The organism is Streptomyces sp. SAS_281, assembly GCF_052542855.1.
The window spans coordinates 1-14017 of record NZ_JBMNDO010000003.1 but is presented as its reverse complement, the minus strand read 5'-3'; the positions used below and the strand labels follow the sequence as shown (position 1 = coordinate 14017).

Genomic DNA, 14017 nt, shown 5'->3' with positions numbered 1-14017 from the left:
TCCGTTTCCGCGAGAGCATTGTTCGACTTGTAGCGACTCACTGTCAATAACGTTTGGCTCAAACAGACCTATGCTCACCGAATGAACACATCGCCGAGTTCACTGCGCAGGAGCGAGAGCTCACGCAGGGCGACCCTGCAAGCCGCCCTCGACCTCTGTACGGAGAGGGGCTACGGGCGGGTCACGGTCGAGGCGATCGCGGCGCGGGCGGGCGTGAGCAAGAAGACGATCTACCGCTGGTGGCCGTCGAAGAGCGCGGTGCTGCTGGAAGCCTTTACGGAGATGCTGGTGTCGGCGACCCCGTTCGTGGACACGGGCGACATCGCGAAGGACCTGCGCACCCACCTCACGGGCGCGGTGAACGTCCTCGCCGTACCCCCCTTCGGCCCGGCCTACGCGGGCATCCTCTCGGAGCTCCACCACGACGACCAACTGGCCGAAACGGTTCGCACGCAGCTCATCGACCCCCGCTTCCAGGAGGCGGTCGGCCGCCTGCGCAGTGCCCAGGACCGGGGCCAGATCCCGCCGGACGCGGACCTCGACCTCGCGGTGGAGATGCTGTACGGCCCGCTGTACTACCGCCACGTGCTCCGCAAGCCGATGCAGGACGCGGAGGACGTGGGGAAGCTGGTGGACCACGTGCTGCGGGCGCTGGGGGCGACGGTCTAGGACCTGTCCGACACTTCCCGCCCTCCGGGCGACGACGGGAATCGTCGGACACGCCCTAGCCTGCGAGCGCTTCGCCGAGCGGCCAGAAGGCGAGCCCCAGGCCCAGGGCGAGCACGCCCGCCAGCATGGGGCCCACGACGGCCCCGACGACCACGTACAGGATCGCGGGCTGAGGGGCGTACAGCTCGTCGGGGCGGCTCGGGTCGTAACGCACCTCGATCCTGCGCGGGTCGCGGCTCACAGTCCTTCCGCTCCCGACGTAGAAGCGCTCCCGGCCCTCCGTGTCGATGAACCGCCAGGTCTCCTTGTTCGCGCTGTTGCGGCCCGCGAAGTCCGCCGCGGCCGTGATGCCGTGACGCCGGGTGGACCGGTGGTCGCGCGCGATGCCGGCGCCCAGCTGCGCAAAGCGGCCCACGCCCAGCAGGAGGGGCACCCCGAAGACCGGCATCAGCCACCGGCCGGGCGCTCCCGTCGCCGCGGCGTGCACCACGAGAGCGGCCCAGACGACCACCACGCACACGGCCGCCACGACCGCCCCGGTGCGCCGGGCCAGGAACAGGCGCCAGGCCGGGGCCTCGGACGCCTCCTCGGTCACCAGCTCCATGCCGTCGCGAGGGGCGCGCCCCTCCGGCAGCGCGGAGGTCACCGCCGAGACGAAGGCCGCCACGGCGGCCGGTGAGGACCGGGACACCACGAAGACGGCGGGAGCGCCGCCGGCGCTGGTCAGCTCGATCTCGGCCGTGTCGCCGCCGGCGCCCGCCGCTCGCACCTCCCGGATCGCACGCACCGGAATGCGCCGGTGGACGCCGTCCTGCTCCAGCAGGACCGACCGGTCTTCGAAATGGGCCGTGACGCCACGGCCGCGCAGGATCAGAGGGGAGACCATGCCGGTATGACCGCGCACGGGGCCGGAGGGTTGCCCCAGCGGCATGGGGCCGACCGGCACCTCAGCCGAAGAGCCGTTCGAGGACGACCGCTATGCCGTCGTCCTCGTTGGACAGGGTCACCTCGTCGGCCGCCGCGCGCAGCTCCGGGTGGGCGTTGCCCATGGCGACGCCGTAGCCGCAGCTGCGGAACATCGGCAGGTCGTTGGGCATGTCCCCGAAGGCGATCGCCGTGCCCGGGTCAACGCCCAGCTCCTCGGCGGCGAGCGCGATCCCGGCGCCCTTGTCGATGCCGTACGGCTGGAGCTCGACGGTCCCCGGGCCGGAGTGCGTCACCGTGGCGAGGTCCCCGACGACCGCGCGGGCCTCGGCGGTCAGCTCCTCGTCGCTCAGCTCGGGGTGCCGGATGAGCACCTTGATCACGGGCTCGGCCCACAGCTCGTCCCGGTGCCGGGTCCGCTGCGCGGGCAGCGTGGCGTGCGGCAGCCGGTAGCCGGGCTCGATGAGCGTGCGCCCCTCGGCCCCGTCCTGGTCGACGGCGGCGAAGACCTGGCCCACCTGGGCCTCGATCTTCCCGAGCGCGGTGCCGGCCGCCTCCCGGTCCAGCGTGACGGCCCGCACGGTGCGCCGGGCCCCGGCGTCGTAGACCTGCGTGCCCTGCCCGCAGACTGCCAGACCCTCGTACCCGAGCCCGTCCAGCAGCTCCCGCACGCCGGGCACGGGGCGCCCGGTGACGACCAGGTGGCGGGCGCCTGCCGCGCGGGCCAGGGCGAGCGAGGCGCGGGTGCGGTGGCTGACGGTGTCGTCGCCGCGCAGCAGGGTGCCGTCCAGGTCGGTGGCGACGAGGGCATATGCGGGTGGGGTGGGCATGCGGCAAGCGTAGGTGCTGGTCATCCGGAGCCCGGCCGGAGTTGTGGCGGGGCGGGGGCGTGAGGTAAGGCGGGGCCGCCCTACCAGGGCGGGCGGGTGTCGCGGAGTGCTTCCGGGGTCTGCTCGGGCAGGGGCATGTCCTCGTCCGTGCGCAGCAGCATGCCCGGGTCGGGTTCGAAGTCCTCGGTGGGCGGTGCCGGCTGGTGGAAGCGCTCGGTGCGGGCAAGGGCGACCTCCACCAGTCGGCCCTCCTGGAACATCCACAGCCCGAAGCAGTCGTCGTCCTGATCGCGGAGCAGGACCTGCACCGTGAGCGGATACGGCCACGGCAGCGACTCAAGGTGCCTGAGCAGACCCTTTCGGGCATGCATCTTCTCGAACTCCAGGGCCCATCCGAACCCGTAGCCCCACTGCCCCGTTATCGGGACGAAGCGGCCCCGCCATGTTCGTTCCGGATCGTCCCGGGTCAGTGGTTCCATGACGTCGTCCGCCCAGCGGGCGAGCACGATGACCTCGGCGTCTCTGCTCATGCGGGAGTATCACCGCATCCGCCTGTTCCACCGCAACGGAATTCCCCGACCTGCCGTCGCGGGAGGAACTTTCAGGGGGCGGTGAGGACGACCTTGCCCCGGTTGAGCCGGTCCCCGATCGCCGCGTGGGCGGCGGGGCGCCGCCGCCCGGAGGACTGCACGGCGGCGGGCGACCGCGCCACGCGGAACTGCTGGCCCCGCTGAGCCCCGACGAGCGGGTCCGGTTCCTGGACATGCTCCGCCGGATCGGCGGGGCCGGGCTCGGCTAGAGCGTGTCTCTTTGATGGGCTGGTCAGTTGATCGGATGTGTCTGTCCGATTGGTGATCACCGATGCGATGTGGGACCGGATCGAACCGTTGATGCCGGCCGATCCGGCCCGTGGGCGCCGGTGGGCTGACCACCGCAGGACCCTTGAGGCCATTGCGTGGAAGTACCGCACCTGCTCGCCCTGGCGGGACCTCCCCAGCGAGCTCGGGTCTTTTCAGACGGCTCACAAGCGCTTGATCAGGTGGGCCGTGGACGGCACGTGGGAACGCATCTTCGCGGCATTACTTGCTGCGGCGGATGAGGGTGACGATGTGGACTGGACAGTTTCCGTGGACTCCACTGTCTGCCGGGCTCACCAGCATTCGGCCGGAGCCAGGAAAAGGGGGCGCTCGGCCGGTCGGAGCCGGAGGATCACGCGCTCGGTCGCTCCCGTGGCGGGCTGAGCACGAAGGTCCACTTGGCCAGTGACAGCCGGGCCCGCCCTCTGGGTATCCACGTCACCGCCGGTCAGGCTGGTGACGCGCCGGCCTTCGAGGCGGTCATGGCCAGGATTCGGATCTCGCGCAGCGGACCCGGGAGGCCAAGAACCCGCCCGACAACCCTCCTGGCGGATCGCGCCTATTCGTCCCGCGCGATCCGTGGACACCTTCGTCGCCGAGGCATCCGGGCTGTCATCCCGCAGCCCGCGGACCAGATCGGTCACCGCCTGCGGCGAGGCCGTGCCGGAGGCCGCCCACCCAGCTTCGACGTCGCGAAATACAAAGAGCGCAATGCCGTTGAGCGGTGCATCGCCCGACTCAAGCAGTGGCGCGGCCTGGCCCTGCGGACGGACAAACTCGCCATCGCCTACCAGGCCGCACTCCACGTCGCGTCCATTCTGATCTGGGCGCGGCAGTGACATGACCGTGGAAGCTACCAGCCCAGGCTTGAGACGAAGCCCGAGAAAGTGGACGCTACGACCCGCCACTGGCACAGAAGGGGGTCCGTCCAGAAGTCACTGCCGACGATGCGGGGATCTGAGGGGTCAGTCCGGTAGTCGAGAGCCAAGGCGCCGTCATCACCGGGGTTGCGAGTGGTGGCGATCAGCACTGCCTGGTCGACGTCAAGCCAAGGAAGTTCGAGCGGGGCGACGCTCCTGCTTCCGCGTGCCTGGCGAAAGAAGGCGGAGTGCGGATCATCGGCGAACATGTCCATCGATTGGGACGCGTACACCATCTGCTCGGGGTTCGACACGAAGCCAAGTGGGTCCTTGAACCACGGAATGGCCTTCGCCAGCACCGCATCGCCCGGATGACGCCAGAGGTCGCGATCGATGAGCGACGTCAGCAAGGCGGGCAGAGCAAGTCCACGGACTATCGAAGGCTCCATGGGGCACAGCTTCGCACGGCGGACAACACCAAGGAGACATGCTCTAGCTCACTGGGTGGTGGCATCCGACGGTTCGTACCAGAGGCTCACCATCGGGGAGCGCGTGGTCCAGCCCAGCGAGGAGTAGAGCGCCCGGCCCTCGGGCGTGCCGACCAGGAGGCCGGTCTTCGCGCCGGCTTCGTACGCGGTGCTCTGCAGTGTGCGCATCACCAGGCCGCCGAGGCCCTTGCGCCGGTGCTCGGCGGCGGTCTCGACCTGATCGACCACGGCGTGGGTGCCCGCCTGCGCGATCTGTCCACGGGCGGCGAAGTGCCCGGCCTGTGTGCGGACCAGCACGCGGCTGACACCGCCCCGGGTCCAGCTGGTGAGCGTGTAGCCGTCCGGTGCCTCCTGGGGTTCCGGCGCCAGGTGGCGGGTCATCAGGAACCCGGGAAGGTCGCGCCGCCACTCCGGCCCGACCCAGGGCAGAACCGCCTGGTCCTCGGCGAACAGCTTCAGCCATGTCCCGGGTGCGCTCGTTCCGGCGACGATCTTGCGTACGTCGGCCTCGCAGGGCTCCGGCAGCACGTGCCGGGCGACGTGACGGGGCTGCCCGACGTCGATCGTCCACCCCCACGGTTCTTCGACCGGGTCCGAGCTGCCGCGGGACACGACCCAGCCGTCGATCCACATCCGCACGAGTTCGCTGGTCCCGTTGTCCGGCATGGCCGCCCGCCCCCTGAGCTGTAATAGGTGATAGTGCTGACTGAACCTTACGCAATTGGTGCGTGACTCGCCAGGGGAGGAGTCGCCCCAGCTGGGCGGCCCGCGGGTCGGAGTTCAGGGCGGACCTCGGGCCGGGCCGAAGAATCCGTCGCGCTTGAGTCCCGCGACGAGGGCGGTGAGAGCCTCGGCTCGGAGGGGGGAGGACGGGCCCGTCCGGGACTTCTGAGTCGCGGACGGGGACGGTGCCGTGGTGGTGGCGACCTGGACGCAGGCGCCGCCGTTGGGGGTCAGACGGTGTGGAACCCGCTGCCCTTGACGCCTGCGACGAAGGCGGCGTACGCGTCGGCGCGGAGCCCGAGGGCGGGGCCGGTGGGGTTCTTGGAGTCGCGGACGGGGACGGTGCCGGTGGAGGCGGCGAGGTTGGTGGCGACCTGGACGCACTGGCCGCCGTTCTCGCTGTACGAGGACGTGTACCAAAGAGGGGATTCGGTCGTCACGGAGTGCCCTTTCGTAACTTGCTGATCATGGCTACGGATGCCGCGCGTTGCAGCGATTCGGCCTGAAGTTGATGGTAGTCCGCCAGGATGGGCACGACGGAGCCGTTATCGCGCTCAAGATGGCCTCGATTCGCTGACTCCGCATACGAGATGAGCGATCGGTCCGGCATCGTGAGCACGGTTACCGGGAGCGTCATCGGACGGCGAACACCAATGCTGAACGGTGCGACCTGGAGAACGGTGTTCGGCAGCTCGGAGAACTCGATCAGGCGTTGGAACTGGGCCTCCATGAGGGCGCTGCTTCCGATCGGCCGGAGCAGGCAGCTCTCGTCGAGCACCACGAAGATCAGTGGTGGCGGTGTTCGCTCAAGGGTGGCCTGACGCTGCGCGATCAGCGAAATTCGTTCGTCCGCATGCTCGCGCGTTGCGACGCCTCGCTTCACCGTGCTGTCACCGAGGGCGGACGCGTACTCGTGCGTCTGCAGCAGCCCAGGTATGACGCCGACTTCGTAGAGCCGGATCTCCACCGCGCGCGCCTCGTGGTCGACGTACTCCGGGAACCCTTCGAGCAGCGATCGGCGCTGCGCGGAGCGGCATGCCCGCCTGAGCTGATCGCCGGTTCCCAGGCCCCTGTCAGAACTTGCCGCAAACCGTTGAGTTGGCGCCCTTCGACCAGTTTCTACGGCCGAGATGTGCGCACCCGAGCAGCCCACCCGGACGCCGAGTTCGTCCTGGGTCCACCCTCGCTCCTCTCGTAACCTGCGAAGCAGTGCACCAAAGGCCGCGCGAGGGGACTGCTCGGGATCGAGTTCCTTCCGGTTCACCATCGGCCGTCCAACTTGTCTGCCAGTTTCCGTAAGTTGATGACATGCCGACTCTAGGCCACGCTGAGCCCGCTTGGTAGTGGAACGGCTACGGAGAGGTACGGCTATGCCTGCAGAGGAACAGCTCCCCGCCCTCGGAGAGATCGTCGTGGACGTCGGGCGGTGGGATCAGCCGCTGGTGGGGGAGTTCCGAGGGGTCGCCGGCCCCTACTGGACGCTCCGGTCGCCGAAGGGCGGCACGGAGTGGGAGGTGCGGCCCGAGCACACCCGGGACGCGACCCCCGCCGAACGGCTCGCGGCGCGGACCGCGCGGGAGAACGCCCGGAGCCGGGGCGAGGTCGCGTGAGCGCCCCGGAGGAGCCCGAACCGTGCCGCACGTGCCAGGAGTTCGACCTCGAAGAGGCCGTCGCGCGAGCGGAACGGGACGGGAGCCGGGAGACGGACTGCCGGGTGCTGCGTAGGCGACACGCGGCGGCGGCTCACGACGGCGACCCGGCGTGAGCCGCCCCGCGTGAGCCGGCCCACGCTCAGCCCCAGGTCTTGCCGGCGGGCTCCTTGATCGTGCGGTTGATGCGGTTGAAGAAGTTGGTCATGGCGATCTCCAGGTTGAGGGCGCCGATCTCCTCCTCGGTGAAGTGGGCGTTGGCCTCGTCCCAGATCTCGTCGGTGACGCCGGGCGCACCGTCCTGGAGCCGGGTGGCGCCCTCGGCGAGGGCGAGGGCCGCGCGCTCGGCGTCGGTGAAGAAGGGGGCCTCGCGCCAGGTCGCGACGTTGTGCAGTCGCTCGTCGGTGTCGCCGGCCTTCTTCCCGGCGGCCACGGCGGCGTAGACGCACGCCGAGCAGCCGTTGATCTGGCTGACGCGCAGATGGACGAGGGCGAGCAGCTGAGGGTCGACGCCGCCGGCGGCGATGGCCTTGTGGAGGTGCCGGACGGCGGTCCACAGGTCGGGGTTGGCGGCGTTCTTGTCCTTCAGGCGGTTTTCCATGATGGGGGAATGCTCCTTCGTGGGGTTACCTTGCGGCGCTGGTGTGCGTCACCCCTATGACGGAGCCGCTGCCACGGAGGTAACAAGATGACGCTCGCCGACGCTTTCGAGTCCCACCGCGACCGGCTGAGGGCGGTCGCGTACCGCATGCTCGGGTCGCACGCGGACGCGGAGGACGTGGTGCAGGAGGCCTGGCTGCGGCTGTCGCGCCAGGAGCCGGGCACGATCGACAACCTGGGCGGCTGGCTGACGACGGTGGTCGGGCGCATCAGCCTCGACGTGCTGCGGTCCGGCCGGACGCGCCCGGAGGTCTCGTACGACGACGGGCCGGAGTTCACCGTGACACTGGACGACGCCCCCGCGCCGGAGGACCTGGCGACGATCGGCGACTCCGTGGGCCTCGCGCTGCTCACGGTGCTGGACTCGCTGCGGCCGGACGAACGCCTCGCCTTCGTGCTGCACGACGTGTTCGCGGTGCCGTTCGCGGAGGTGGGCCCGATCCTGGGCAAGTCGGCCGACGCGACGAAGATGCTGGCGAGCCGGGCGCGGCGGAAGGTCCAGGGGGCGCAGCGGCCGGCGAGCGCGGACCGGCGGCAGCGCGAGGTGGTCCAGGCGTTCCTGGCGGCGGCCCGGGACGGCCACTTCGAGCGGTTGCTGGAGGTCCTGCACCCCGAGGTGAAGCTGACCGCGCACACCCCGGAGGGCACGTTCGTCACCCTCGGCGCCACGGAGGTGGCCACCCGGGCCCGCGTGGCCGCCGCGGCGGCCCACGGCCTCCCGGCCACCGCCAACGGCCTCCCGGCCATCATCTCCTGGACCCCGGAGGGCACCCCCCTCTCCCTCCTCACCTTCACGGTCACCGGCGACCGCATCACGGAGATCACGGCGCGGGTGGACCCGGCGGAACTGGCGCGGATGGACTTGCCTGGGCGGGCGTGACGGGCTGCGGAGGAGCCACGGAGTGGCTGAACACGGGTCCTGAAAGGACGAGCCGGACGGTGACGCACAGCGCGCCCGGGTACTGCCGGCTCGGCTGCCTGGTGGTCACCGCCGGCGACCGGGGCATGCGCCTGCGCGCGGCAGAACACCGGACGGCCTGAGCGCTCCGGCAGCCCGCCGCCCCGTCCCGGCGTCCCATCCGCCGGGCCCGTGCCTGAGCCTCGTACGGCCGAGTCACCGCAGGTCAGCGCAGCTTCTTCGACGTCCCACGGCCGTCCCGGACCGGCGCGCCGGGACGGCCGTAGGGCTTTCGGGACGGTGGACGGTGGAGGGACGGCGGCGGCCCTTCCTAGGTTCATCGGTGCCGGCCCCGACCGGGGCACCGCACACCTCTGGAGACTCACATGCTCACGCTGCCCAAGGCCGCCCGCGCAGCCGCCGTCACCGTCGCCGCCCTGTCAGCCGTCGCCCTGGCCGGACCGGCCCAGGCGGTCACAACCGCCCCTTACGTCGCGTACGGCGACACCGGAACCGCCGTCAAGTGCGTCCAGATCGCCGTCAACGTGGCCGACGAGGTGCACGTGGGCATCACGGTCGACGGCATCTGGGGAGCGCGTACCGAGGAGCGTGTGCGGGCGTTCCAGCGGGACCACCGCTGGGCGTTCGGTGAGGTCGGCCAGGAGATTCCGCTCGACGTGGACGGCGTCGTCGGTCCGAACACCGGCGACGTGATGCTGGACTTCATCGAGGCGTACGCCCCCGGCTGGGGAAACACCTGCTACTACGCCCTGCCCACCTCCTGAACATCCACCCCTCAGCAGAAGGCGAACCCCGCATGACCGCGCTCGACCGACCCCAGCCCTACCCGCGCCGCAGGGCCGTACTCACCGGAACACTCGCGCTGGGCGCCGCCGCCCTGCTGCCGCTCGCGACGCCGGGGCGGGCGCGCGCCGCGACCGGCCCCGTGATCTCCGACTGCGCGGCCTGGGGCGCCCGCCAGCCGAGCAGCCCCGTGAAGATCCTGGCCACCCCGCCCCAGAAGATCATCGTCCACCACACCGACACCTCCAACAGCACGGACTACTCGCAGGCCCAGGCGTTCTCGCTGGCCCGGATCATGCAGAACGACCAGATGGACGAGCGGGGGTGGATCGACACCGGGCAGCACTTCACCATCAGCCGGGGCGCGATCGTGATGGAGGGCCGGCACGGCAGCCTCGCCGCGCTCCAGGGCGGGACGCGGCAGGTGGAGTCGGCGCACTGCACCGGGCAGAACACCGTGGCCATCGGCATCGAGAACGAGGGCACGTACATGACGGTCGACCCTCGCGGCGAGCAGTACGCCCGCCTGGTCGAGCTGTGCACGCACATCTGCCGTCAGTACGGTCTTCCCGCGTACCAGATCTACGGGCACCGAGACTTCAACAGCACCGACTGCCCCGGCGACCGCCTCTACGCGATGCTGCCGCAGCTGCGCCAGGACGTGGCGGCCCGCATCGGCGGCGACCCGGCCCCGGCCGTGTGGCCCGTGCTCTCCACCGGGACCACCGGCGAACGCGTCCGTACGCTCCAGCTCCTGCTGAACGGGCGGGGCGCCGCGCTCACGGCGGACGGTGACTACGGACCCGCCACCCAGGCCGCGGTGCTCGCCTTCCAGAAGGCCGAGAACGCGACCACGGACGGCGTCGCGGGGCTCCAGACCTGGAACCAGCTGGCCGCGCCCGTCCGGCAGGGTGACAACGGCGTGGCGGTGGAGGCCGTGCAGCGCCAGCTGGCGGCGCACGGCATCGCGACGGACGTCGACGGCGCCTTCGGCCCCGGGACCGCGGCGAGCGTGGGCCGGTTCCAGACGACCCGGTCACTGCCCGCCGACGGGGTCGTGGACGCCCGTACGTGGAGCCGGCTCGTCGCGTAGTCCCGTCATCCCGCACCTCATCCCACAGGAGAAACGTTCATGAGACGCGCAATGTCCGTCCTCACCGCGGTGTTCGCCGCACTCCTCGCCACCCTGCTCGTGGTGCCGGCCGCCCAGGCCGCCGGCTGGCCGGTCGTCGACAGCGGGGACAAGGGCGCCGATGTCACCACGGTGCAGCACCTGCTGACCGCGCGTGGCTTCAGCACCACCGCCGACGGGGACTTCGGCCCCGGCACCGTGAGCAGCGTCCGCGGCTTCCAGAGCGCCAACGGCCTGTCCGCCGACGGCGCGGTCGGCCCCGCCACCTGGCCCAAGCTCGTCGTGACCGTCAGCAACGGCAGCAACGGCTCGGCCGTCAAGGCCCTTCAGGTCCAGCTCAACAAGTACGGCGCCGGGCTCGCGGTCGACGGAGCCTTCGGCTCAGGCACCGAGGCGAAGGTGCGCTCGTTCCAGCAGTCCAAGGGCCTGAGCCCGGTCGACGGCATCGTCGGCCCGGCCACCTGGGAGGCGCTGCTGTCCGGCTCCGGGGGGTCCACCGGCGGCGCCGGCGGCACCCTGACGCACGCCCAGGCCGCCGCCCAGTTCAACGCGGCCGGCATCGGCTGGGTCTCGTCCGGCAACTGCTCGGACCGCACCAACAGCAGCTGCACCTCGTTCGACGGGCTGCGCGCCGCAACGGCCGACGGGGCCGTCTCGCTGAAGCAGGCGGTGGGCGGCTGCACGCTCACCATCACCGGCGGCACCGAGACCGGGCACGCGTCCGGCACGTACAGCCACGCCAACGGCTACAAGCTGGACTTCCAGCGGGTGAGCTGCCTGACCAGCCACATCACCGGCAACTTCACCCACACCGGCACCCGCGGCGACGGCGCCGCGCTCTACACCGCCCCGTCCGGCAACGTTTACGCGGACGAGGGCAGCCACTGGGACGTGACGTTCCTCAACTAGGGGGACCAGAAGGGAGGGGTGCCGGGATCCGGCACCCCTCTTCCGCGTCTACTGCACGGTCTACTGCACGCAGAATTCGTTGCCCTCAGGATCCGTGAGCACCGTCCACCGGCCCCCCGGCTCCTCCACCTCGCGCTCGACCTTCGCGCCCAGTCCGACCACCCGCGCCACCTCGGCCTCGCGGCGCTCCGGGCCCGCGTGCAGGTCGAGGTGGAGGCGGTTCTTCACCGTCTTCGGTTCGGGGACACGCTGGAAGAGCAGCCGGCGGCCGTGTCCGGCGCCGCTGTCCTCGTCGTACGGGTCGTCCGGGTGCCGGACCGCCGCGAGGTCGAGCCAGGCGCGGCGGCCGTGCGCGGTGGTGGTGAGGGCTGCAGGGACGGCGCCGATGCCCAGGAGGCGTTCGATCAGGGGGCTGTTGTCCTCGATCTCGTAACCGAGGGCCTGGGCCCAGAAGCCGGCCTGCGCGTGCGGGTCGGCGGCGTCGATGACGACTTTCCACTCAAGGGTCATGACCGGCATTCTGTCCCGGAGCCGGGGCTTTTGCCGGGTGAGACCTCGATCCGCTCCGCACCCGCCGGTGCGGCCGTCGCCGTCGCGGCGAGCCGGGCCGCCTGTGCCTGGGCCCGGTTGCGGCGCGCGGTCCGCAGCGCGTCCCAGGTGAGGACGATCAGCGCCGCCCACACCAGGCCGAACCCGGCCCACCGCTCCGGCGGCATCTCCTCGTGGAAGTAGGCGACGCCCAGGAGGAACTGGGCGATCGGGGTCATGTACTGGAGCAGCCCGATGGTCGAGAGCGGGATGCGGATCGCGGCGGCCCCGAACAGGATCAGCGGCACCGCCGTGACGACACCGGTCGAGGCGAGGAGCGCGGTGTGCCCGGCGCCCTCGGAGGTCAGGGTCGAGGTGCCCTGGGCGCCCAGCCAGATCAGATAGCCGAGCGCGGGCAGGAAGAGCACGGCGGTCTCGACGGTGAGCGATTCCAGGCCGCCCATGTCGACCTTCTTCTTGACCAGGCCGTACGTCGCGAAGGAGAACGCCAGGATCAGCGAGATCCACGGCGGCTTCCCGTAACCGATGGCCAGCACGAGCACGGCCACGGCGCCGGTGGCGACCGCCGCCCACTGCGCCGGGCGCAGCCGTTCGCCCAGGAGGAGGACGCCCATGGCGATGGTGACCAGCGGATTGATGAAGTAGCCGAGGGACGCCTCGACCACATGGCCGCTGTTGACGGCCCAGATGTAGAGGCCCCAGTTGACGGTGATCGTGGTCGCCGCGATGCCGAGCAGCCCCAGCTTGCGCGGCTGCCGCAGCAGCGGGCCGATCCAGGACCAGCGGCGCAGGACGAGCAGCAGGACCGCCACCACGCCGAGCGACCACACCATGCGGTGGGCCAGGATCTCGACCGCCCCGGCGGGCTTCAGCAGCGGCCAGTACAGCGGGACGATGCCCCACATCCCGTACGCGGCGAACCCGGAGAGGAGTCCGGCCCGCTGGTCATTCGTCCCCTGCACGGGCCCCTCCTGGTGGGTGGCTGTCGTACGACCGTCAACCACATGAAGGTAGCGCCGCCGGGGCCCGGTGTCATACCCGTATCGTCAGACGGTCATGACACCGGGCGGGGTGCGGGTCAGAGCGCGGCGACCGCGGCGGCGACGGTGTCGGACACCGGAGTCGTCGGGCGGCCGATCAGGCGGGCCAGGTCGCCGCTGGTGCCGGCCAGCTTTCCGCGCCGGACGGCCTGGTCCACGTCGACCAGGATCGCCGCGAAGCCCTCGGGGAGCCCGGCGCCGGTCAGGATCTCCTGGTGGACGGCGGCCGGGACGTCGTTGTGGGCGATCTCCTTGCCGGTGGCCTTCGCGACCTCCGCCGCGTACTCGGCGTAGGACAGGGCGGTGTCCCCGCTCAGCTCGTACGCGCGGTTCAGGTGGCCCTCGCCGGTCAGGACGGCGGAGGCGGCGGCCGCGTAGTCGTCGCGGGAGGCGTAGGCGATGCGGCCGTCGCCCGCGCTGGCGACGACCGCGCCGTGCGCGAGGACCGGGGCCAGGTTCTCGGTCTGGTTCTCCGTGTACCAGCCGTTGCGCAGGAAGGTGTACGGCAGGCCGGAGTCCAGGATCAGCTGCTCGGTCGCCCGGTGCTCGTCGGCCAGCGTGAAGTCGGCGTCGGGCCCGCCGAGTATCCCGGTGTACGCGAGCTGGGCGACGCCCGCCGCCTTGGCCGCGTCGATGACCGCGCCGTGCTGGGCGACGCGGCTGCCGACCTGGTTGCCGGAGATGAGGAGGACCCGGTCGCCGGGGCGGAAGGCGTCCGCGAGGGTCTCGGGGCGGCCGTAGTCGGCGATGCGCAGCTCGACCCCCCGGGCGGCGAGGCCGGCGGCCTTCTCCTTGTCGCGGACCACGGCGGCGACCTGGGCGGCGGGGACGGTGGCCAGCAGGTGGTCCACGACGAGCCGGCCGAGTGCTCCGGTGGCTCCGGTGACGACGATGCTCATGGGGGGTTTCTCCTCGTTCGTTCGCTTCGTTCTCACACCACCTTACGGAATGCGCTAACTAAAAGAAAGTGTCCTTGGTCCCGGACATGCGAGAGCGCGCCGGACCCGCCCGCGAGGGGCAGGTCC

Annotated in this window: 18 protein-coding genes; 7 read left to right on the top strand and 11 right to left on the bottom strand. The window is 71.2% G+C overall.

Features of this window, described 5'->3' with window-relative positions; all coding sequences use genetic code 11:
• The first annotated feature begins 81 nt into the window (after nt 1–81).
• Complete coding sequence (locus ACN6LM_RS02155; RefSeq protein WP_445063548.1) at nt 82–669, top strand: TetR/AcrR family transcriptional regulator; 588 nt, start codon at nt 82–84, stop codon at nt 667–669.
• 55 nt (nt 670–724) lie between these two features.
• Here ACN6LM_RS02155 and ACN6LM_RS02150 read toward each other — a convergent pair whose 3' ends face one another.
• The 3 genes from ACN6LM_RS02150 to ACN6LM_RS02140 form a co-directional block, all read right to left on the bottom strand.
• Nucleotides 725–1573 (bottom strand): hypothetical protein, encoded by an 849-nt coding sequence (locus tag ACN6LM_RS02150; RefSeq protein ID WP_445063547.1) that lies wholly within the window; start codon nt 1571–1573, stop codon nt 725–727.
• Nucleotides 1574–1616: 43 nt separating this feature from the next.
• Complete coding sequence (locus tag ACN6LM_RS02145; protein WP_445063546.1) at nt 1617–2423, bottom strand: HAD family hydrolase; 807 nt, start codon at nt 2421–2423, stop codon at nt 1617–1619.
• An 80-nt stretch (nt 2424–2503) separates the two neighbouring features.
• A complete protein-coding gene (locus ACN6LM_RS02140) occupies nt 2504–2953 on the bottom strand; it encodes a hypothetical protein (protein ID WP_445063545.1) in 450 nt (149 codons plus the stop codon).
• Between the two features lie 336 nt (nt 2954–3289).
• On the opposite strand from ACN6LM_RS02140, the gene ACN6LM_RS02135 reads away from it, so the two are divergent.
• A protein-coding gene (locus tag ACN6LM_RS02135) for an IS5 family transposase (RefSeq protein WP_445063652.1) occupies nt 3290–4119 on the top strand; the annotation gives its coding sequence in 2 pieces (ribosomal slippage) (nt 3290–3629 and nt 3629–4119; 831 coding nt in all).
• 14 nt (nt 4120–4133) lie between these two features.
• Here the strand turns inward: ACN6LM_RS02135 and ACN6LM_RS02130 are convergent.
• The 4 genes from ACN6LM_RS02130 to ACN6LM_RS02115 all read right to left on the bottom strand — a co-directional run bounded on the left by ACN6LM_RS02130 (nt 4134) and on the right by ACN6LM_RS02115 (nt 6618).
• Entirely contained in the window at nt 4134–4589 is a 456-nt protein-coding gene (locus tag ACN6LM_RS02130; protein WP_445063544.1) for a hypothetical protein, read from the bottom strand.
• 48 nt (nt 4590–4637) lie between these two features.
• Complete coding sequence (locus ACN6LM_RS02125) at nt 4638–5294, bottom strand: GNAT family N-acetyltransferase (protein WP_445063543.1); 657 nt, start codon at nt 5292–5294, stop codon at nt 4638–4640.
• 287 nt (nt 5295–5581) lie between these two features.
• On the bottom strand, nt 5582–5791 hold the full coding sequence (locus ACN6LM_RS02120) for a DUF397 domain-containing protein (RefSeq protein ID WP_445063542.1): 210 nt from the start codon (nt 5789–5791) through the stop codon (nt 5582–5584).
• Nucleotides 5788–6618, bottom strand: coding sequence for a helix-turn-helix domain-containing protein (locus ACN6LM_RS02115; RefSeq protein ID WP_445063541.1), 831 nt, complete (start codon nt 6616–6618; stop codon nt 5788–5790). The genes ACN6LM_RS02120 and ACN6LM_RS02115 overlap by 4 nt, the downstream gene beginning before the upstream one ends.
• Before the next feature lie 103 nt (nt 6619–6721).
• Here ACN6LM_RS02115 and ACN6LM_RS02110 point away from each other — a divergent pair, with 103 nt between their 5' ends.
• Nucleotides 6722–6961 (top strand): hypothetical protein, encoded by a 240-nt coding sequence (locus ACN6LM_RS02110; RefSeq protein ID WP_445063540.1) that lies wholly within the window; start codon nt 6722–6724, stop codon nt 6959–6961.
• Between the two features lie 181 nt (nt 6962–7142).
• Here the strand turns inward: ACN6LM_RS02110 and ACN6LM_RS02105 are convergent, their stop codons facing one another.
• Nucleotides 7143–7601 carry a carboxymuconolactone decarboxylase family protein gene (locus ACN6LM_RS02105; RefSeq protein WP_164404718.1) on the bottom strand — a complete coding sequence of 153 codons (459 nt, stop codon included), beginning with the start codon at nt 7599–7601 and terminating at the stop codon, nt 7143–7145.
• Between the two features lie 87 nt (nt 7602–7688).
• Here ACN6LM_RS02105 and ACN6LM_RS02100 point away from each other — a divergent pair, with 87 nt between their 5' ends.
• From ACN6LM_RS02100 to ACN6LM_RS02085, 4 genes are all read left to right on the top strand, one after another.
• A complete protein-coding gene (locus ACN6LM_RS02100; protein ID WP_445063539.1) occupies nt 7689–8540 on the top strand; it encodes a sigma-70 family RNA polymerase sigma factor in 852 nt (283 codons plus the stop codon).
• A 404-nt stretch (nt 8541–8944) separates the two neighbouring features.
• Nucleotides 8945–9343, top strand: a complete 399-nt coding sequence (locus ACN6LM_RS02095) for a peptidoglycan-binding domain-containing protein (RefSeq protein ID WP_445063538.1) — start codon at nt 8945–8947, stop codon at nt 9341–9343.
• A 32-nt stretch (nt 9344–9375) separates the two neighbouring features.
• Nucleotides 9376–10455, top strand: a complete 1080-nt coding sequence (locus tag ACN6LM_RS02090) for a peptidoglycan recognition protein family protein (RefSeq protein WP_445063537.1) — start codon at nt 9376–9378, stop codon at nt 10453–10455.
• A gap of 39 nt (nt 10456–10494) precedes the next feature.
• On the top strand, nt 10495–11403 hold the full coding sequence (locus tag ACN6LM_RS02085) for a peptidoglycan-binding domain-containing protein (protein ID WP_445063536.1): 909 nt from the start codon (nt 10495–10497) through the stop codon (nt 11401–11403).
• 60 nt (nt 11404–11463) lie between these two features.
• Here the strand turns inward: ACN6LM_RS02085 and ACN6LM_RS02080 are convergent, their stop codons facing one another.
• The 3 genes from ACN6LM_RS02080 to ACN6LM_RS02070 all read right to left on the bottom strand — a co-directional run bounded on the left by ACN6LM_RS02080 (nt 11464) and on the right by ACN6LM_RS02070 (nt 13891).
• Nucleotides 11464–11922, bottom strand: a complete 459-nt coding sequence (locus ACN6LM_RS02080; protein ID WP_445063535.1) for a VOC family protein — start codon at nt 11920–11922, stop codon at nt 11464–11466.
• On the bottom strand, nt 11910–12914 hold the full coding sequence (gene rarD, locus ACN6LM_RS02075; protein WP_445063534.1) for an EamA family transporter RarD: 1005 nt from the start codon (nt 12912–12914) through the stop codon (nt 11910–11912). Before rarD ends, ACN6LM_RS02080 begins: the two co-directional genes overlap by 13 nt.
• Nucleotides 12915–13030: 116 nt before the next feature.
• Nucleotides 13031–13891, bottom strand: a complete 861-nt coding sequence (locus tag ACN6LM_RS02070; RefSeq protein ID WP_445063533.1) for an SDR family oxidoreductase — start codon at nt 13889–13891, stop codon at nt 13031–13033.
• Nucleotides 13892–14017: the final 126 nt, after the last annotated feature.

What these genes read in the sequence shown, in the direction of transcription:
- ACN6LM_RS02155 (WP_445063548.1), top strand. Translation starts at nt 82, where the DNA reads ATGAACACATCGCCGAGTTCACTGCGCAGGAGCGAGAGCTCACGCAGG.
- ACN6LM_RS02145 (WP_445063546.1), bottom strand. Translation starts at nt 2,423, where the DNA reads ATGCCCACCCCACCCGCATATGCCCTCGTCGCCACCGACCTGGACGGC.
- ACN6LM_RS02140 (WP_445063545.1), bottom strand. Translation starts at nt 2,953, where the DNA reads ATGAGCAGAGACGCCGAGGTCATCGTGCTCGCCCGCTGGGCGGACGAC.
- ACN6LM_RS02130 (WP_445063544.1), bottom strand. Translation starts at nt 4,589, where the DNA reads ATGGAGCCTTCGATAGTCCGTGGACTTGCTCTGCCCGCCTTGCTGACG.
- ACN6LM_RS02125 (WP_445063543.1), bottom strand. Translation starts at nt 5,294, where the DNA reads ATGCCGGACAACGGGACCAGCGAACTCGTGCGGATGTGGATCGACGGC.
- ACN6LM_RS02115 (WP_445063541.1), bottom strand. Translation starts at nt 6,618, where the DNA reads ATGGTGAACCGGAAGGAACTCGATCCCGAGCAGTCCCCTCGCGCGGCC.
- ACN6LM_RS02110 (WP_445063540.1), top strand. Translation starts at nt 6,722, where the DNA reads ATGCCTGCAGAGGAACAGCTCCCCGCCCTCGGAGAGATCGTCGTGGAC.
- ACN6LM_RS02105 (WP_164404718.1), bottom strand. Translation starts at nt 7,601, where the DNA reads ATGGAAAACCGCCTGAAGGACAAGAACGCCGCCAACCCCGACCTGTGG.
- ACN6LM_RS02100 (WP_445063539.1), top strand. Translation starts at nt 7,689, where the DNA reads ATGACGCTCGCCGACGCTTTCGAGTCCCACCGCGACCGGCTGAGGGCG.
- ACN6LM_RS02095 (WP_445063538.1), top strand. Translation starts at nt 8,945, where the DNA reads ATGCTCACGCTGCCCAAGGCCGCCCGCGCAGCCGCCGTCACCGTCGCC.
- ACN6LM_RS02090 (WP_445063537.1), top strand. Translation starts at nt 9,376, where the DNA reads ATGACCGCGCTCGACCGACCCCAGCCCTACCCGCGCCGCAGGGCCGTA.
- ACN6LM_RS02085 (WP_445063536.1), top strand. Translation starts at nt 10,495, where the DNA reads ATGAGACGCGCAATGTCCGTCCTCACCGCGGTGTTCGCCGCACTCCTC.
- ACN6LM_RS02080 (WP_445063535.1), bottom strand. Translation starts at nt 11,922, where the DNA reads ATGCCGGTCATGACCCTTGAGTGGAAAGTCGTCATCGACGCCGCCGAC.
- ACN6LM_RS02070 (WP_445063533.1), bottom strand. Translation starts at nt 13,891, where the DNA reads ATGAGCATCGTCGTCACCGGAGCCACCGGAGCACTCGGCCGGCTCGTC.